Raw genomic sequence first — 20,766 nt, 5'->3', positions numbered from 1 at the left:
CCGTGTTCTAAGGATTTCCCAACTGTTTCTTTAGGGATTTCCCGCTTCTTTTCGGAACGGGAGCCGTAGGGGACGCGTAGGGGGCCGTCAGGGGTGTTGTCCCTGGCGGCCCCCTCGTTAGTTTTCGGTCCAGAGGTCTGTCGGACTTACCCCGAGACGTGCCGGTTGCCCTGAAGAGGTGGCGTTGAATGTCCAACGAGCAGAAGCTTCGCGACTACCTCAAGCGGGTGACGGCGGACCTGCACAACACACGCCAACGCCTGCAGGTGGCGGAGGCGAAGGGGCACGAGCCCATCGCGATCGTGGCGATGGACTGCCGCTTCGCGGGCGGTGTGTCGTCGCCTGACGAGTTCTGGGACTTCCTCGTCGAGGGACGTGACGCCATCGCGCCGTTCCCGACCGATCGCGGCTGGGACGTCGAATCGCTTTATCACCCGGACCCCGACAACCAGGGCACCACCTATGTCGCCGAAGGCGCATTCGTCGAGGGTGTCGCTGATTTCGATCCGGGGTTCTTCGGCATTTCGCCGCGCGAGGCGCTGGCGATGGATCCGCAGCAACGCCTGCTGCTGGAAACGGCGTGGCACACGTTCGAGCGCGCGGGTGTCGACCCGCAGTCGTTGCGCGGCAGCCGGACCGGTGTGTTCACCTCCACCAACGGCCAGGACTACATCGCGCTGTTCGACGGCGGCGTGCCGGAGGGCCTCGAAGGCCACCTCGGCACCGGCAACGCGGCGAGCATGTTCTCCGGCCGCGTCTCCTACACGTTCGGCTTCGAGGGCCCCGCGGTCACGATCGACACGGCCTGCTCCGGCTCGCTCGTCGCCCTGCACCTCGCGGTGCAGGCGCTGCGCAACGGCGAGTGCGACCTGGCGCTGGCCGGTGGCGTGACGATCATGTCCTCGCCCGGCGCGTTCATCGACTTCTCCCGGGCGCGCGGCCTCGCCGTCGACGGGCGCTGCAAGGCGTTCGCAGCCGGTGCGGACGGCACCGCGTGGGGCGAGGGCGTCGGCATGCTGCTCGTCGAGCGGCTCTCGGACGCCCAGCGCAACGGCCACCAGATCCTCGCCGTCGTGCGCGGCACCGCGGTCAACCAGGACGGCGCGTCGAACGGCCTCACCGCGCCGAACGGCCCGTCGCAGCAGCGCGTCATCAAGGCGGCGCTGGAGGACGCCCGACTGTCCTCTGTGGACGTCGACGTGGTGGAGGCGCACGGCACGGGCACCGCCCTGGGCGACCCGATCGAGGCGCAGGCGCTGCTGGCGGCCTACGGCAAGGACCGCGACCAGCCGATGCTGCTGGGCTCGGTGAAGTCGAACATCGGCCACACGCAGGCCGCCGCCGGTGTCGCCGCCGTGATCAAGTCCGTCCTGGCGCTGCGGCACGGCCTGGTGCCGAAGACGCTGCACGTGGACGAGCCGTCGAAGCAGATCGACTGGAGCGCCGGCTCGATCGAGCTGGCCACCGAGTCCCGGCCGTGGCCGGAGACCGGCCGTGAGCGCCGCATCGGTGTGTCGTCGTTCGGCTACAGCGGCACCAACGCGCACGCGATCATCGAGCAGGCACCGCCTCAGGAAATCGACGAGGAGCCGCGCGCCGAGCTGCCGGTCGTGCCCGTGCTGGTCTCCGGCAAGACCGAGAACGCGGTGCGCGCCAACGCCGCCAAGCTGGCCGAGGTGGTGCGCGCCGGAGCCGGTCTGGCCGACCTCGCGTACTCCACCGCGACCAGCCGGACCCACCACGACCACCGGGCGACGATCGTCGCCGAGGGGGCCGAGGACCTGCTCGCCGCACTGGACGCCCTGGCCACCGACGCTCCTGTGCCCGAGGCGGCCGTCAAGGGCCGGACCGCGATCCTGTTCACCGGGCAGGGCAGCCAGCGGATCGCGATGGGGCAGCAGCTGCACGCCGCGTTCCCGGCGTTCGCCGAGGCGTTCGACGCCGTCCGCGCCCACCTCGACCCGAAGCTCGGCGAGGCACTGTCCACTCCGGACCTGCTGAACCGCACCGAGTTCACCCAGCCCGCGCTGTTCGCGATCGAGGTGGCGCTCTACCGCCTCGTCGAGTCGTGGGGCGTCAAGCCCGACTTCCTGGCCGGCCACTCGATCGGCGAGATCGCCGCCGCGCACGTCGCCGGCGTGCTGTCCCTGGAAGACGCGGCCGCACTGGTCAGCGCGCGGGGCCGGCTCATGCAGGCGCTGCCGGGTACCGGTGCCATGCTCGCGTTGCAGGCCACCGAGGAAGAGGTGCTGCCGCACCTCACCGAGACCGTCTCGATCGCCGCTGTCAACGGCCCGCGCTCGGTCGTCGTCGCGGGCGCCGAGGACGCCGTCGAGCAGATCGCGGCGCAGTTCCCCGACCGCAAGGCCAAGCGGCTCAGCGTCTCGCACGCGTTCCACTCGCCGCAGATGGACGGTATGCTGGCCGACTTCCGCGCCGTGGTGCGGAAGCTGACTTTCACCGCGCCGACGATCTCGATCGTCTCCACGCTGACCGGCGCGCTCGTCACGGCCGAGGAGATCACCTCGCCGGAGTACTGGGTGCGGCACGTGCGCGAGGCCGTCCGGTTCGCCGACGCCGTGCGCGCCCTGGAAACCGAAGGCGTCACGACGTTCCTCGAGCTCGGCCCGGACGGCGTGCTCACCGCGATGGGCGCGGAGAGCGTCCGGGACGCGGTGCTCGTGTCCGCGCTGCGCAAGGACCGCGACGAGGTCCAGAGCATCGTGTCCGCGCTCGGCCGGATCCACGGCCGCGGTGTGCGGGTCGACTGGTCCGCCTACTTCGCCGGTTCCGGTGTGCGAGCGATCTCGCTGCCCACCTACGCGTTCCAGCGCGAGCGGTTCTGGGTCGACGCCACCGGCGCCGTCCACGACGTGACGGCCGCCGGTCTCGGCGCCGCCGACCACCCGCTGCTCGGCGCCGTGCTCTCCACCCCCCACGGCGGAACCCTGTTCACCGCCCGGCTGTCCCGTTCCTCGCACGCCTGGCTCGCCGACCACGTCGTCGCGGGCACCGTGGTCGTGCCGGGCACCGCGATCGTCGAACTCGCCATCCGCGCGGGCGACCAGCTGCACTGCGGCCACCTGGAGGAGCTGCTGCTGCAGGCGCCGCTGGTGCTGCCGGCGAAGGGCGCGGTCACGCTGTGCATCGAGGTCGCCGAGGCGGACGCCTCCGGCCGCCGCACGGTCACCGTCTACACGCGACCGGACGGCGAGGACGACGCCGAGTGGGTCACCCACGCCGTCGGTGTGCTCGCGGAGGACGAGATCGCGGCCGGCTTCGACCTGAGGACGTGGCCGCCTGCCGACGCCCGGGAGATCGAACTCGACGGGGTCTACGACGACCTCGCGGCCGCCGGTCTGGTGTACGGCCCGGTGTTCCGCGGCCTGCGGGCGGCCTGGCGGTCCGGCGACGACGTGTACGCCGAGGTGGCGCTGCCCGAGTCGGAGCAACGGCAGGCGGCCAGGTTCGGCCTGCACCCGGCGTTGCTGGACTCGGTGCTGCACGCCCTCGGCCTGGACGAGTCGGCCAAGGGCCAGGGCGGCTCGCTGCCGTTCTCCTGGAACGGAGTCAGCCTCTTCGCGACCGGCGCCTCGGTGCTGCGCGCACGGATCTCGCCGGTCGGGCAGGGCGACGCGGTCGCGGTCCGGGTCGCCGACGAGACCGGAACGCCGGTCGCCCAGATCGACTCGCTGGTGCTGCGGCCGATCGGTGGCCAGCTCAAGGCCGGGTCCGGACAGCCGGACGCGCTGTTCCGCATCGACTGGAACCCGCTCTCGCTGGAGCGCGAGGGCAGCGCGGCCCAGGTCGTCACGGTGATCGCGCCGGACGGCGAGACCCGCGACGTCGTCAGCCGCGTGCTGGCCGACGTGCAGGCGTTCCTGGCCGAGGACCACGAGTCCGTGCTGGCCGTCGTCACCAGCGGCGGCGCGTCCGTGCTGCCCGGCGAGGACGTCCCGAACCTGGGCCACGCCGCGGTGTCGGGCCTCATCCGGGCCGCGCAGTCCGAGCACGTCGACCGGATCGTGCTGATCGACGCCGACGTGCCGGGTGAGCTCGACGACCTGCTGCCGGCCATCGCCGCCTCGGGGGAGAGCGAGGTCGCCGTCCGCGGCGGCAAGGCGTTCGTGCCGCGACTCGCCCGTGGTTTCGCCGGCTCGGTCACGCCGTTCGCCGGCGACGAGCCGTGGCGACTGGACTTCACCGAGCAGGGCACGTTCGACAACCTCGTCACCATCCCGTGGCCTCAGGCCATGGACGAGCTGGAGCCCAACCAGGTCCGCATCGCCGTGCGCGCCGCGGGCGTCAACTTCCGCGACGTCATGAACACCCTCGGCATGTACCCCGGCGACGCGGGCCTGATGGGCCTCGAGGCCGCCGGTGTCGTGCTCGAGGTCGGGTCCGAAGTGGACGGTCTCGCGCCCGGCGACCGGGTGATGGGCATGATGGACGCCGCCTTCGGCCCGGTCGCGATCGCCGACGAGCGGATGGTCTGCCCGGTCCCCGCCGGCTGGACCTACGCCGAGGCGGCCGGTGTGCCGCTGGTGTTCCTCACCGCGCTGTACGGCCTCGGTGACCTCGCCGGTCTGCGGGCGGGCGAGTCGGTCCTGATCCACGCCGCCGCCGGTGGTGTCGGCATGGCCGCGACGCAGGTCGCCCGCCAGCTCGGCGCCGACGTGTTCGGCACGGCCAGCACCGGCAAGTGGCACATCCTGCGCCAGGCCGGGATTCCGGACGACCACATCGCGTCCTCCCGCACCACGGAGTTCGAGCAGCAGTTCGCCGCCGTCACCGGTGGCCGCGGTGTCGACGTCGTGCTGGACGCGCTGGCGGGTGAGTTCGTCGACGCCTCGCTGCGGCTGACGGGCATGGGTGGCGGCGGCCGATTCGTCGAGATGGGCAAGACCGACGTCCGCGACGCCGCCGAGGTCGCCACCCAGTACCCCGGTGTCGGCTACCAGGCGTTCGACCTGATCGAGGCGGGCCCCGACCGCATCCGCGAGATGCTCTACCAGCTCTACGACTGGTTCAGCGCGGGCGTGCTGCACCCGTCGCCGGTCACGGCGTGGGACCTGCACCGGGCACCGGAGGCGTTCCGGTACCTGGGCCAGGCAAAGAACATCGGCAAGGTCGTGCTCACGATCCCGGCGCCGCTCGACCCCGAGGGCGCGGTGCTGATCACCGGCGGCACGGGTGGTCTGGGCGCCGAACTGGCGCGTCACCTCGTGACCGTGCGCGGAGTCCGGCACCTGGTGCTCACGTCGCGTCGCGGCCTGGACGCGCCGGGCGCGGCCGAGCTGGTCGCGGAACTGGACGCGCGGGTCGACGTCGTCGCCTGCGACGTGTCCGACCGCGACGCGCTTGCCACCGTGATCGCCGGGATCGAGAACCTCACCGGTGTCGTGCACACGGCCGGTGTCCTCGACGACGGCGTGCTGGAATCGCTGACGCCGGAACGCATCGGCACCGTCTTCGGCCCGAAGGCCGACGCCGCGTGGCACCTGCACGAGCTGACCCGTGACCGCGACCTGGCGATGTTCGCCCTGTTCTCGTCCACGGCCGGTGTGCTCGGTTCGCCGGGCCAGGCCAACTACGCGGCCGCCAACACCTACCTGAACGGCCTCGCCGCCCACCGCCGTTCCCTCGGCCTGCCCGCCGTCTCGCTGGTGTGGGGCCTGTGGAGCTCGAACGTGGGCATGGGTTCCGGCTTGACGAAGGCGGATCTCGCTCGGATGGCGCGGGCCGGCATGCCGGCGATGTCGGTCGCCGAGGGCTTCGCGTTGTTCGACTCGGCGCTCGTGCTGGACGAAGCCGTCGCCGTGCCGATGAAGCTCGACCTGGCCGCGTTGCGCGGTGGCGCCGAGGTGCAGCCCGTGCTGCGGGGTCTGGTCCGCACGCAGAACCGGCGCGCCGCGGCGGCCGGGGGCAAGGCCGAGCCGTCGTCGTGGTCGGCCAAGCTCGCCGGCCGCTCCACGGCCGAGCAGGACGAGCTGTTGCTGGAGCTGGTGCGCGGCCAGGTCGCGGTGGTGCTGGGGTTCTCCTCGGCACAGCAGGTGCAGGTGACCCGCGGTCTGGTCGAGATGGGCCTGGACTCGTTGTCCGCGGTCGAGTTGCGCAACACGTTGAGCGTCGCGACGGGCCTGCGGCTGCCGGCCACCGTCGTGTTCGACTACCCGACGCCCCAGGCGCTCGCCGCGCACCTGCGGGGCGAACTGGCCTCGTCGGCCGACGAGGCCCCCGCGCCGCAGGTGGTGGCCGCGACGGTCGGATCGGACGAGCCGATCGCGATCGTGTCGATGGCGTGCCGCTTCCCCGGTGGGGTTCGTTCTCCGGAGGACCTGTGGGAGCTCGTCGCCACGGGCACGGACGCGATCACGCCGTTGCCGGTCGACCGCGGCTGGCTGTTGCAGGACATGGACTTCGACGTCGCGGGTGGTGGTTTCGTCGACCACGCCATGGACTTCGACAGCAGCTTCTTCGGCATCTCGCCGCGTGAGGCGCTGGCGATGGAGCCGCAGCAGCGACTGCTGCTGGAGACGGCGTGGGAGACCTTCGAACGGGCCGGGATCGACCCGGCGTCCGTGCGCGGCAGGCAGGCCGGCGTGTTCGTCGGCGGCAGCGCCACGGACTACGGTTCCCAGGGGCAGGTCGTGCCCGACGAGCTGGCGGGCCTGCTGCTCACCGGCAGCACCCCGAGCGTGATGTCCGGCCGGATCGCCTACACGTTCGGCCTGGAAGGCCCGGCGCTGACGGTCGACACCGCGTGCTCCTCCTCGCTGGTCGCGATTCACCTCGCCGTGCAGGCGCTGCGCCGCGGTGAGTGCGACTTCGCGCTGGCCGGTGGCGTCATGGTGCTCTCGACGCCGGCGCTGTTCGCCGAGTTCGCCAAGCAGAACGGGCTCTCGCCGGACGGTCGTTGCAAGGCCTTCTCGGCCGACGCGGACGGCACCGGCTGGTCCGAGGGCGTCGGCATGCTCCTGGTGGAGCGGTTGTCCGATGCACGCCGCAACGGGCACGAAGTCCTTGCGGTGGTGCGGGGTTCGGCGGTCAACCAGGACGGTGCGTCGAGCACGCTGACGGCGCCGAACGGTCCCTCGCAGCAGCGGGTGATCCGGCAAGCGCTTGCGAACGCCGGTCTGTCCACTTCGGACGTCGACGTCGTCGAGGCGCACGGCACCGGCACGAAGCTCGGTGACCCGATCGAGGCGCAGGCGGTGCTCGCCACCTACGGTCAGGACCGCGAGGAGCCGTTGCTGCTGGGCTCCCTGAAGTCCAACATCGGCCACGCGCAGTCCGCCGCCGGTGTCGGTGGCGTGATCAAGATGGTGATGGCGCTGCGCAACGGCGTCGCGCCCAAGACCTTGCACGCCGACGAGCCCTCCCCGCACGTTGACTGGGAGGCCGGGGCGGTCGAGCTGCTGACCGAGTCGCGGTCGTGGCCGGACCGCGGGCGTCCGCGCCGTGCGGGTGTGTCGTCGTTCGGCATCGGTGGCACCAACGCGCACGTGATCGTCGAGCAGGCTCCGCCCGCCCGGCAGGTGGACGTCGAGCACAAGCCGTTGCCGCTGGTGCCGGTGGTGCTGTCGGCGAAGACGCCGGAAGCGTTGCGGGAACAGGCGGAGCGCCTGGCCGAGCTGGCGCCGGTGGATCTGACGGACCTCGGCTTCTCGCTCGCGACCACGCGCGCCCGGTTCGAGCAACGGGCCGTGGTGGTCGCCGCGGACCAGGACGAGCTGCTTCGGGAACTGGCCGCGGTCCGCCCCGCGACGGTGGCGTCCGGTCGGTTGGCGTTCCTGTTCACCGGTCAGGGCAGCCAGCGGGCCGGGATGGGTCGTGAGCTGTACGACGCGTTCCCCGCCTACGCCAAGGCTTTTGACGAGGTTGCCGCGCTCGTGGACGTGCGCGACGACCAGCTGGACCGCACGGAGTTCACCCAGCCCGCGATCTTCGCACTGGAAGTGGCGCTGTTCCGGCTGGTGGAGTCGCTGGGCGTTCGCCCGGACTTCCTGGCCGGGCATTCGATCGGTGAGATCGCGGCGGCGCACGTCTCCGGCGTGCTCTCGCTGGAAGACGCGGCCACGTTGATCAGTGCCCGTGCGCGGCTGATGCAGGCGCTGCCCGAGGGCGGCGCAATGGTCGCGTTGCAGGCCACCGAAGACGAGGTTCTGCCGCATCTGACCGAGCTGGTGTCGATCGCCGCGATCAACGGGCCGAACGCCGTCGTGGTCGCGGGTGACGAGGCCGCGGTCGAGCAGGTGGTCGCGCGCTTCCCGGACCGGAAGTCCAAGCGGCTCAGCGTGTCTCACGCGTTCCACTCGCCGTTGATGGACCCGATGCTGGACGACTTCCGCGCTGTGGTCACGACACTGACGTTCAACGAGCCCAAGATCGCGATGCTGGGCGACGTGACCGACCCGGAGTACTGGGTGCGGCACGTGCGCGGCACGGTTCGGTTCGCGGACGCGGTGTCGACGCTGGCGGCGCGGAACGTGACGACGTTCCTGGAGCTGGGACCGGACGCGGTGCTGTCGGCGATGGGCAACGGTGACGCGGCGTTCGTGCCGACCCTGCGCAAGGGCCGGCCGGAAGCGCGGGCGTTGCTGCAGGCGCTGGGCAGGGTGCACGCCAGGGGCGTCGAGGTCGACTGGACCGCCTGCTTCGCCGGTTCCGGCGCGCGGCGCGTCGACCTGCCGACGTACCCGTTCCAGCGGGAGCGGTTCTGGCTGGACTTCTCGACCTCCATCGGCGGACTCGACTCGGCCCAGCACCCGTTGCTGGACGCGGTGTTCGCGATGCCCGACGGCGGGGTGCTCGGCACGGCGCGGCTGTCCCTGAACACCCACCGCTGGCTTGCCGACCACGTCGTCGCGGGTGCCGCGGTCGTGCCGGGGACCGCGCTGGCCGAACTGGTGATCCGCACCGGTGACGAGGTCGGCTGCGGGCACGTCGAAGAGCTCTTGTTGCAGCAGCCCCTGGTGCTGACCGCCGCGGGCGTGAAGGTGCGGGTCGTGGTCGGCGAGCTCGACGGAGGCCGGCGGACGGTCACCGTGCTGGCGCAGGACGGCGACGTCTGGACGACGCACGCGATCGGTGTGCTGTCGGACGAGACGGTCGCGGCCGGGTTCGACCTGAGCGCGTGGCCTCCCGCCGGCGCGGAGGAGCTGGACCTGTCGGATCTCTACGACGGCCTGGCCGAGGGCGGTCTGGACTACGGTCCCGTCTTCCGCGGCCTGAAGGCGGCGTGGAAGGCCGGCGACGACCTGTTCGTCGAGGCCGGGCTGCCCGAGTCGGAACACCGTCAGGCGGCGAAGTTCGGCGTCCACCCGGCGTTGCTCGACTCCGTGCTGCACGCGTTGGGGCTGGAGTCGGACAAGGGTCAGGGCGCTTCGCTGCCGTTCTCCTGGAACGGCGTGACCCTGCACGCGACGGGTGCCTCGGTGCTGCGGGCCCGGATCTCCCCGAGCGGGCAGGGCGACGCGGTCTCGGTGAGCGTCGCCGACGGCGCCGGTGTGCCGGTGGCCCGGGTCGACTCGTTGGTGCTGCGGCCGATCGGTGGCCAGCTGGCGAAGCCGGGCGCGGGTCAGCCTGATTCGTTGTTCCGCGTCGAGTGGCTTCCGCTGTCCCTGGACCGCAAGGACGGTGCGCCGCGCGTTGTGACGCTGGTGGTGCCGCAGGGCGAAGTCCGGGACGTCGCGGGCCGCGTGCTGGCCGACGTGCAGGGCTTCCTGGCCGCCGACGAGGAGTCCGTGCTGGTCGTGGTGACCAGCCGGGCGGTGTCGGTGCTGCCCGGTGAGGACGTGAAGTCGCTGGCGCACGCTGCGGTGTCCGGCCTGGTGCGGGCAGCGCAGGCGGAGTACCTCGACCGGATCGTGCTCGTCGACGCCGACGTGCCCCGTGACGTCGAGGGCCTGGCGGCCGCTCTCGTGCTGTCGGGCGAGAGCGAGGTGGCCGTTCGTTCCGGTGCGGCGTTCGTGCCTCGCCTGGCCCGTGGTTTCGCCGGTTCGGTGTCGCCGTTCGCGGGCAAGGGGCCGTGGCGACTGGACTTCACCGAGAAGGGCACCTTCGACAACCTGGTCACCATCCCGTGGCCCACCGCCGAGACGGAGCTCGGGGCCGGTGAGGTCCGGATCGCGGTGCGCGCGGCGGGCGTGAACTTCCGCGACGTGATGAACGTGCTCGGCATGTATCCGGGCGATGCCGGCCTGATGGGTCTCGAAGGCGCGGGCGTCGTGCTGGAAGTGGGTTCCGGGGTCACGGACCTCGTGCCCGGCGACCGGGTGATGGGCATGTTCGCCGCCGCGTTCGCGCCGGTGGCGGTGGCTGACCGCAGGCAGATCTGCCTCATCCCGGACGGCTGGTCGTACACCCAGGCGGCCGGTGTGCCGCTGGTGTACCTGACCGCGTTGTACGCGTTGGACGACCTGGGCGGGTTGCAGGCCGGGGAGAAGATCCTCATCCACGCCGCCGCCGGTGGTGTGGGCATGGCCGCGACGCAGGTGGCCCGGCTGCTCGGTGCGGACGTGTTCGGCACCGCGAGCACCGGCAAGTGGGACGTGCTGCGGGGCGCCGGTCTGGACGACGACCACATCGCGTCGTCGCGCACGACGGACTTCGAGCAGGAGTTCACCGCCGCGACCGACGGCCGTGGTGTGGACGTGGTGCTCAACGCGTTGTCCGGTGAGTTCGTCGACTCCTCGCTTCGCCTGGTCGCACAAGGGGAGGGCGGCCGGTTCCTGGAGATGGGCAAGACCGACGTCCGCGACGCCGACGACGTCGCCGCCGCGCACTCCGGCGTCCGGTACAAGGCGTTCGACCTGATCGAGGCCGGCTTCGACCGCATCGGCGAACTGCTGACGCGTCTGTACGAGTGGTTCAACGCCGGTGAGCTGCGTCCGCTGCCCGTGACGACGTGGGACGTGCACCGCGCGCCCGAGGCGTTCCGGTACCTGGGGCAGGCCAAGAACATCGGCAAGGTCGTGCTGACCGTTCCGGCACCGCTCGATCCCGACGGCACCGTGCTGATCACCGGTGGTACCGGTGGGCTGGGTGCGGAGTTGGCCCGTCATCTGGTCGCCGAGCGCGGTGTGCGGCGTCTGGTGCTGACTTCTCGTCGCGGTCTGGACGCGCCGGGTGCCGCCGAGTTGGTGGCGGAGCTGGATGCCCAGGTCGACGTCGTGGCGTGTGACGTGTCCGATCGCGCGGCTCTGGCCGCTGTCCTTGCGAATGTGGAGGATCTGACTGGTGTTGTGCACACGGCTGGTGTGTTGGATGACGGTGTTCTGGCGTCGTTGACGCCGGAGCGTCTGGACACCGTGTTCGCGCCCAAGGTGGACGCGGCGTGGCACCTGCACGAGCTGACGCGGGATCGTGACCTCGCGATGTTCGCGCTGTTCTCGTCGACGGCCGGCTTGATGGGTTCTCCCGGTCAGGCCAACTACGCGGCCGCGAACACGTACCTGAACGGTCTGGCCGCGCACCGGCGTTTCCTCGGTCTGCCGGGTGTCTCGCTCGCGTGGGGTCTGTGGAACCAGAGCACGGGCATGGGCGCCGGTCTGTCCCGGGTGGACCTGTCGCGGATGACCCGTGCCGGGATGCCCGCGATGTCCGTCGCCGAGGGCTTCGAGTTGTTCGACTCGGCGCTCGTGCTGGACGAACCGGTCTCCGTGCCGATGAAGCTCGACCTCGTCGCGTTGCGGGCGAGCAAGAACGACCTGCACCCGTTGCTGCGCGGCCTGGTCCGCGTGCCCACGCGCCGCAACGCCGCGGGCGTCGCGGCGGGAGCCACGCAGTGGCACCAGAAACTGGGTTCGCTGTCGGTCGCCGAGCAGGACGACCTGCTGCTGGAGCTGGTGCGCGGCCAGGTCGCGGTGGTGCTGGGGTTCTCCTCGGCACAGCAGGTCCAGGTGACCCGCGGTCTGGTCGACATGGGGCTGGACTCGCTGTCGGCAGTGGAGTTGCGCAACACGTTGAGTGCCGCGACCGGTCTGCGGCTGCCGGCGACGGTGGTGTTCGACTACCCGACTCCGCAAGCGCTCGCGGTGCACCTGCGCGGTGAACTGGTGGGCTCGGCCGATGCGCCGGTGCGAGCGGAGGTGACCGCTGCCACCGCCGGGTCGGACGAGCCGATCGCGATCGTGTCGATGGCCTGCCGCTTCCCCGGTGGAGTCCGGTCGCCGGAGGATCTCTGGGAGCTCGTCGCCACGGGCACGGACGCGATCACGCCGTTGCCCGTCGACCGCGGCTGGTTGTTGCAGGAGTTCGACTTCGACGTCGCGGGTGCGGGTTTCGTCGACCACGCCATGGACTTCGACCGCGACTTCTTCGGCATCTCGCCTCGTGAGGCCCTCGCGATGGATCCCCAGCAGCGGTTGCTGCTGGAGACGACGTGGGAGACCTTCGAGCGGGCGGGCATCGACCCGGCTTCGGTGCGGGGCAAGCAGGCCGGCGTCTTCATCGGTGGCAGTTCGACCGACTACGGCTCCGCGGGTCAGGTCGTTCCCGAGGAGCTGGCGGGGCTGGTGCTCACCGGCAGCACGCCGAGCGTGATGTCCGGCCGGATCGCTTACACGTTCGGCCTGGAAGGTCCCGCGCTGACGGTCGACACGGCCTGTTCGTCGTCGTTGGTGGCGATTCACCTCGCCGTGCAGGCGTTGCGTCGTGGTGAGTGCGACTTCGCTTTGGCCGGTGGCGTGATGGTGCTCTCGACGCCGGCGCTGTTCGCCGAGTTCGCGAAGCAGAACGGGCTCTCGCCGGACGGTCGTTGCAAGGCCTTCTCGGCCGACGCGGACGGCACCGGCTGGTCCGAGGGCGTCGGCGTGATCATGGTCGAACGGCTGTCGGACGCGCGTCGCAACGGGCACGAGGTGCTCGCGGTGGTGCGGGGTTCGGCGGTGAACCAGGACGGTGCGTCGAGCACGTTGACGGCGCCGAACGGTCCGTCGCAGCAGCGGGTGATCCGGCAAGCGCTTGCGAACGCCGGTCTGTCCACTTCGGACGTCGATCTGGTCGAGGCGCACGGCACCGGCACGAAGCTGGGCGACCCGATCGAGGCCCAGGCCATCCTCGCCACCTACGGCCAGGACCGCGAGCAGCCGGTGCTGCTGGGCTCGTTGAAGTCCAACATCGGGCACTCGCAGTCGGCCGCCGGTGTCGCCGGTGTGATCAAGATGGTGATGGCGCTGCGGCACGGCGTCGCGCCCAAGACGTTGCACCTTGCTGAGCCGACTCCGCACGTCGACTGGGAGTCCGGCGCGGTCGAGCTGCTGACCGAGGCGCGCGAGTGGCCCGCGGTGAGCAGGCCGCGCCGTGCGGGTGTGTCGTCGTTCGGCATCGGTGGCACCAACGCGCACCTGATCGTCGAGCAGGCCCCCGCCGTCCGGCCGAGCAAGGTCGAGCACAAGCCGCTGCCGCTGGTGCCGGTCGTGCTGTCGGCCAAGTCGCCGGAAGCGTTGCGGGAGCAGGCGGACCGCCTGGCCGCGTCGGCGCCGGTGGACCTGACGGACCTCGGCTTCTCGCTGGCGACGACGCGCGCCCGGTTCGACCACCGGGCCGTCGTGGTCGTCGCCGACCGGGACGACCTGGTCGAGAACCTCGGCGCGGTGGAGCCGGCGACGGTCGTGCCGGGCCGCCTCGCGTTCCTCTTCACGGGGCAGGGCAGCCAGCGGGCCGGCATGGGCCGTGAGCTGTACGAGGCTTTCCCCGTGTACGCCAAGGCCTTTGACGAGGTTGCCGCGCTGGTTGACGTGCGGGACGAGGAACTGGACCGCACGGAGTTCACTCAGCCGGCGATCTTCGCGCTGGAAGTGGCGTTGTACCGGCTGGTCGAGTCGTGGGGTGTCCGTCCGGACTTCCTGGCGGGCCACTCGATCGGTGAGATCGCGGCCGCGCACGTCTCCGGTGTGTTGTCGCTGGAAGACGCGGCCACGTTGATCAGTGCTCGGGCTCGCCTGATGCAGGCGTTGCCCGAGGGCGGCGCGATGGTGGCCCTGCAGGCCACCGAGGCGGAAGTGCTGCCGCTGCTCACGGAGCTGGTGTCGATCGCGGCGGTCAACGGGCCGGACGCGGTCGTGGTCGCCGGTGACGAGGCCGCGGTGGAGCAGGTCGTGGCGCGGTTCCCGGACCGCAAGTCGAAGCGGCTCAGTGTTTCGCACGCGTTCCACTCGCCGTTGATGGACCCGATGCTGGACGACTTCCGCACTGTGGTGTCGAAGCTGACGTTCAACGCACCGGAGATCCCGATGCCGGGCGAGGTCAGCGACCCGGAGCACTGGGTGAGCCACGTCCGGAACACGGTCCGGTTCGCCGACGCCGTGGCGGAGTTGCAGGCCCAGGACGTCACGACGTTCCTGGAGTTGGGCCCGGACGCGGTGCTGTCGGCCATGGCCGGTGGCGGCGCGGAGTTCGTGCCCGCCCTGCGCAAGGGACGACCGGAGGCGCGGTCGCTGCTGACCGCGCTCGGCCGGATCCACGCCCGCGGGGTCGAGGTCGACTGGGCGAAGTTCTTCGCCGGTACCGGTGCGCGGCGGGTGGATCTGCCCACCTACGCGTTCCAGCGCGAGCGGTTGTGGCTGGAGACGGCCTCCACCCGCGGGCAGGACTCGATCGAGGCCCGGTTCTGGGACGCGGTCGAGCGGGAGGACCTGGAGTCGCTCGGTGCCTCACTGAGCGAGGAGGACTCGCAGGCGTTCGACGCGGTGCTGCCGGTGTTGTCCCGCTGGAGGCGGGACAGCCGTGGTGAGTCCACTGTGGAGGGCTGGCGTTACCGGGTCGAGTGGAAGCCGGTGCCCGCGGGCCAGGCCGAGGTTTCCGGTCGTTGGCTCGCCGTCGGCGCCGACCCCGTCGTGGACTCGCTCAGCGCGAGGGGCGTCGAGGTCGTCACCGTCACGGATCTGGCGACGGTGGCCGACCTCGGTGAGTTCGACGGTGTGCTGGCGTTCCCGGCCGATGTCGCCGAGGCGCTCGCCGTGACGCAGGCGCTTGCTGGTGTGGACGCGCCGCTGTGGCTGGTGACGCGGGAAGCCGTGAAGGCCGGCAACGCGGTCGAGCCGGAAGCCGCTCAGATCTGGGGCTTCGGCCGGGTGGCGGCGTTGGAACTCTCCGAGCGCTGGGGCGGTCTGGTCGACCTGCCCGGCACGCTCGACGACCGCGCCCTCGATCGGTTCGCCGCCGTGCTGGCCGGGTCCGAGGACCAGGTCGCCGTGCGCGCCAGTGGCGTCTTCGGCCGCCGGCTGGTGCACGCGCCGATCGCCGGTGGTTCGGCGTGGACGCCGCGGGGCACGGTGCTGATCACCGGTGGCACGGGTGCGCTGGGCGGGCACGTGGCCCGGTGGCTGGCGGGCGCGGGTGCCGAGCACCTGATCCTGACCTCCCGCCGTGGCTCCGACACGCCCGGTGCGGCTGAACTCCAGGTAGAACTGGAAGAACTCGGCGCACGCGTCACGATCGCCGCGTGCGACGCGGCCGACCGCGACGCCGTCGCCGCAGTGGTCGCGGCACACCCGCCCACGGCGGTGTTCCACGCGGCCGGCGTCGACCACACCGAGGCGGTCGAGGGACATGACCCCGAGACGTTCCGGAAGGTGTTGGAGGGCAAGGTTTCCGGCGCGCGGAACCTGGACGAGCTGGTCGGTGACGTCGACGCGTTCGTGCTGTTCTCGTCGATCGCCGGGGTGTGGGGCAGCGGTGGCCAGTCGGCCTACGCGGCCGCGAACGCACACCTGGACGCGCTGGCCGAGTCCCGCCGTGCCCGTGGGCTGACCGCGCTGGCGGTCGCCTGGGGCCCGTGGGCCGACGGCGGCATGGCCGTCGAGGGTGACGCCGCCGAGCAGCTGCGCCTGCGCGGTGTGGTCACGATGGACTCGGCCGCCGCCATGACCGCGCTGCGCCAGGCGATCCGCTCCGGCGACACCACGATCACCGTCGCGGACGTCGACTGGACTCGGTTCGCACCGGTGTTCACCGCCGTCCGGCCGAGCCCGCTGCTGAGCGAACTCCCGGAGGTCGCCGAGCAGACCGTCGCGGTGACCGGGGAGTCGTCACTGGCCCGCCGGATCGCCGAACTGTCCGAGGGCGAGCAGCTGCACACGCTCGTGGAACTCGTGCGCGAGCAGGTCGCGGCCGCACTCGGCCACGGCTCCGCGGACGACGTCCGGCCCGACCGGGCGTTCAAGGACCTGGGCTTCGACTCGCTCACCGCGGTCGAGCTGCGCAACAGTCTCGTCGCCGCAACGGGTCTGGGCCTGTCGGCCACGCTCGTTTTCGACTACCCGAACACGGCCGCTCTCGCCGCGCACCTGCGTGGCGAACTCCTCGGCGCCCGGCCGGCCGAGCTGACGCCGGTCACGACCGCCGTCGCGGACGACCCCATCGCGATCGTCGCGATGTCGTGCCGGTTCGCGGGCGGCGTCTCGTCGCCGGAGGACCTGTGGAGGCTGCTGGTCGACGGTGGCGACGCCGTGACCGGCTTCCCGGCGGACCGGGGCTGGGACCTGGCCGGGCTGTACGACCCGGACCCGGACGCACCCGGCAAGTCCTACGCCCGCGAGGGCGCGTTCCTGCACGCGGCAGGGGAGTTCGACCCCGGCTTCTTCGGGATCTCGCCGCGTGAGGCGCTGGCGATGGACCCGCAGCAGCGACTGCTGCTGGAGACCTCGTGGGAGGCGTTCGAACGGGCCGGGATCGACCCGAACTCGTTGCGGGGTGCCCAGGTCGGTGTCTTCGCGGGCACCAACGGCCAGGACTACGGCGCGCAACTCACGTCGCTGCCGGCCGAGCTGGAGGGCTACTTCGGCACCGGCAACGCGGCCAGCGTGTTCTCCGGCCGCATCTCCTACACGTTCGGCTTCGAGGGACCGGCGGTCACCGTCGACACGGCGTGCTCGTCTTCGTTGGTGGCCCTGCACCTCGCGGCTCAGGCGCTGCGCAACGGCGAGTGCGATCTCGCGTTGGCCGGCGGCGTGACGATCATGTCGACGCCCGCCGCGTTCGTGGACTTCTCCCGTCAGCGCGGACTCGCGGCCGACGGGCGCTGCAAGGCGTTCGCCGCCGGAGCCGACGGCACGGCGTGGGGCGAGGGTGTCGGCATGCTGCTCGTCGAGCGGTTGTCGGACGCCCAGCGCAACGGCCACGAGGTGCTCGCCATCGTCCGCGGCACCGCCGTCAACCAGGACGGTGCCTCCAACGGCCTGACCGCGCCGAACGGACCTTCGCAGCAGCGGGTGATCCGCAGGGCCCTGGCCCGCGCGGGCGTCGCACCGTCCGATGTGGACGTCGTGGAGGCGCACGGCACGGGCACCGCGCTCGGTGACCCGATCGAGGCGCAGGCGCTGCTGGCCACCTACGGCCAGGACCGCCAGGCACCGTTGCTGCTCGGCTCGGTGAAGTCGAACATCGGCCACACGCAGGCCGCGTCCGGTGTCGCCGCCGTGATCAAGGCGGTGCTGGCGATGCGGCACGGTGTGGTGCCGAAGACGTTGCACGTGGACGAGCCGTCGCCGCAGATCGACTGGAGCTCCGGCGCGGTCGAGCTGGCCACCGAGACCACGCCGTGGCCCGAGACGGGCCGCGCCCGCCGGGCCGGTGTGTCGTCGTTCGGCTACAGCGGCACCAACGCCCACGCGATCATCGAGCAGGTACCGGTCACGCCGGTCGCTGAACGTGCCGAAGTCGCCGTGGTGCCGGTCGTGCTGTCCGCCAGGACCCCGGCGGCGTTGCGAGCCCAGGCCACCCGGCTCCAGTCCGTTGTGGACACAGACCTGGCCGGTCTCGGCTTCACCCTCGCCACCGGCAGGGCGAACCTGGAGCACCGCGCGGTGATCATCGCCGGTGACCGGGACGACCTCGACCGCGGCCTGCTCGCGGTGGCCGGCGGCACCGACGCACCCGAGGTGGTGCGCGGCGGCACGGCGAACGGCAGGCTCGCCTTCCTGTTCACCGGCCAGGGCAGCCAGCGGATCGGCATGGGCCGCGAGCTCTACGAGACCCAGCCGGTGTTCGCCGACGCGTTCGACGCCGTCTGCGCCCGGTTCGACCTGCCGCTGCGCGACGTCGTCTTCGGCACCGACGCGGCGGCCCTGAACGAGACCGGCAACACCCAGCCCGCCCTGTTCGCGCTGGAAGTCGCGCTGTTCCGCCTCTACGAGCACTGGGGTGTGCGGCCGGACTTCCTGGCCGGGCACTCGATCGGCGAGCTGGCCGCCGCGCACGTCTCCGGTGTGCTGGCGCTGGACGACGCCGTGACGCTGGTCGCCGCGCGCGGCCGGCTGATGCAGGCACTGCCGACCGGTGGCGCGATGATCGCCTTGCAGGCCACCGAAGCCGAGGTCACGCCGCTGCTGGACGACCGGGTGTCGCTCGCGGCGGTCAACGGGCTGAACTCCGTGGTGGTCGCGGGTGACGAGGACGCCGTCGAGCAGGTCGTCGCGCAGTTCGGCGACCGGAAGTCCAAGCGGCTCAGCGTGTCCCACGCGTTCCACTCGCCGCGGATGGACGCCATGCTCGAGGAGTTCCGGGTCGTGGCCAAGGGACTTGCCTTCGCCGCGCCGCGGATCCCGATCGTCTCGACCCTGACCGGTCAGCTCGCCACCGCGGCCGAGTTGACGTCGGCGGACTACTGGGTCCGCCACGTCCGCGAGGCCGTCCGGTTCGCCGACGCGGTCACGACGCTGGAAAACGCCGGCGTGTCGACGTTCCTGGAGCTGGGGCCGGACGCGGTGCTCACCGCGATGGCCGCGGAGAGCACGCAGGACGCGGTGCTCGTGTCCGCCCTGCGCGCCGACAAGCCCGAGTCCGGTTCGGTCGTCACCGCACTGGCCGGACTGCACGTGCGCGGGGTGCCGGTCGACTGGTCGCCGTTCTTCGCGGGCTCCGGCGCGCGGCGGATCGACCTGCCGACCTACCCGTTCCAGCGCGAGCGGTTCTGGCTGACCTCCGACGAGACGCCGGACACGAACAGCCTGCGGTACCGCGTCGAGTGGACCCCGGTCGCCGCCCACGGCGGGCAGCCTGCCGGACGTTGGCTCGTCGTCGGTGCCGAGGAGACCGAACTGCTGCACGGCCTCATGCATCGCGGCCTCGAGGTCGGCACCATCGCGGCCTCGACCGACCGGGCAGCGCTCACCGAGGCGTTGACCGGTGTCGGAACCGTGGACGGCGTGCTGGCCCTGGCCGGTTCCGCCGCGGAGAACCTCGTGCTGGTGCAGGCACTCGGCGACGCGGGCCTCACCGCGCCGCTGTGGGCGATCACTCGCGGCGCGGTCTCCACCGGCGCCGACGACCCGGTGCGCGACCCGGCCCAGGCCCAGAACTGGGGCCTCGGCGTGGTCGCCGCGCTGGAGCACCCCGACCGCTGGGGTGGCCTGATCGACGTGCCGGCCGAGTGGGACGAGGTCGTGCTCGACCACCTGACCGACGTGCTCGCGGGCACCGAGGACCAGGTCGCGATCCGCGCTGACGGAGTGCTGGCCCGACGGCTGGCGCACGCGCCGGCCGGTCCGGCCACCGGAGGCTGGACGCCGCGCGGCACGGTGCTGGTGACCGGGGGCACCGGGGTGCTCGGCGGGCAGGTCGCCCGCTGGCTCGCCGGAGCGGGTGCCGAACACCTGGTGCTCACCTCGGACCACGACGGCTCGGCCGACGAACTCCTCGCGGACCTGGCCGTGCGGACCACGGTGGTCCGGTGCGACGTGACCGACCGGGAGCAGCTCGCCGCACTGGTCGGCGAGCACACGCCGGACGCCGTCATGCACGCGGTCGAGGTCACCCAGTCGACGTCGTTGGGGGAGCAGGACTTCGCCGAGTTCTCCGCGGTCCTCTCCGCGAAGATCCTCGGTGCCGCCCACCTCGACGACCTGCTGGGGGAGACGCCGCTCGACGCGTTCGTGGTGTTCTCCTCGACCGCCGGTGTCTGGGGCGCCGCGAACCAGGCGGCCTACGCCGCGGGCAGCGCGTTCCTCGACGCACTGGTGGACCGGCGCCGGGCCAACGGCCTTGCCGGAGCATCGGTCGCCTGGGGCCCGTGGGCCGGCGGCGACCAGGACGAACTGCTGCGCCGCAGCGGACTTCCGGCCATGGCACCGGACCGTGCCATCGCCGCGCTGCGGCAGGCCGTCGAGTCCGGGGACGATGCGATCACCCTGGCCGACGTCGAGTGGGCCCGGTTCGCGCCGATCTTCACCGCCGGGCGGCCGAGCCCGCTGATCGCGGACCTGCCCGAGGTGCGGCGTGCGAGCGACGAGGCGTCCGACGTGGACACCGGTGCCGCGTTCCGGGCGAAGCTGACAGCCCTGCCCGCGGACGACCGCGACCGGCTGCTGCTCGACCTGGTGCGCGACGAGGCGGCCGCGGTGCTCGGTCACCAGTCCGCCGGTGCCGTCGAGGCCGACCGCGCGTTCCGCGAGCTCGGGTTCTCCTCGATCACCGCGGTCGAACTGCGCAACCGCCTCAACACCCTGACCGGGCTGCGGCTCCCCGCGACCCTGGTCTTCGACTACCCGACCCCGCTCGTCCTGGTCGACCTCCTGCGCACCGAGCTGATCGGTGACACCGCGGAGGCCGAGGTGCGCCAGGCGCTCACAGGCCTCTCGCTGGAGAAGTTGCGCGAGGCGGGCCTGCTGGACGCGCTGCTGCGGCTCGCGAACGGCGAAGCGGAACCGGTCGACGACGAAGGGGACTCGATCGACGACATGGACATCGACAACCTCGTCGAGATGGCCCTCGACACCAAGAACTCCTGATCAGCCCGAAGTGCGGAGCGAAAAGATGACCACC

The 20,766-nt window shown here is 71.9% G+C and carries 1 protein-coding gene; it reads left to right on the top strand.

What is annotated here, in order from left to right; all coding sequences use genetic code 11:
• The first annotated feature begins 188 nt into the window (after positions 1–188).
• Positions 189–20,732, top strand: coding sequence for a type I polyketide synthase (locus tag JNUCC0626_RS14810; protein ID WP_394620320.1), 20,544 nt, complete (start codon positions 189–191; stop codon positions 20,730–20,732).
• The last annotated feature ends 34 nt before the right edge of the window (positions 20,733–20,766 follow it).

Origin of the sequence: Lentzea sp. JNUCC 0626, from assembly GCF_043632865.1 — a bacterium.
In the GTDB taxonomy this organism is placed as follows: Bacteria; Actinomycetota; Actinomycetes; order Mycobacteriales; family Pseudonocardiaceae; genus Lentzea.
Note: the sequence above shows the minus strand (reverse complement) of the source record. Positions and strands in the feature narration are given on the sequence as shown.

Excerpts from the sequence above, each read along its gene's own strand:
- JNUCC0626_RS14810 (WP_394620320.1), top strand. The coding sequence starts at position 189 with ATGTCCAACGAGCAGAAGCTTCGCGACTACCTCAAGCGGGTGACGGCG.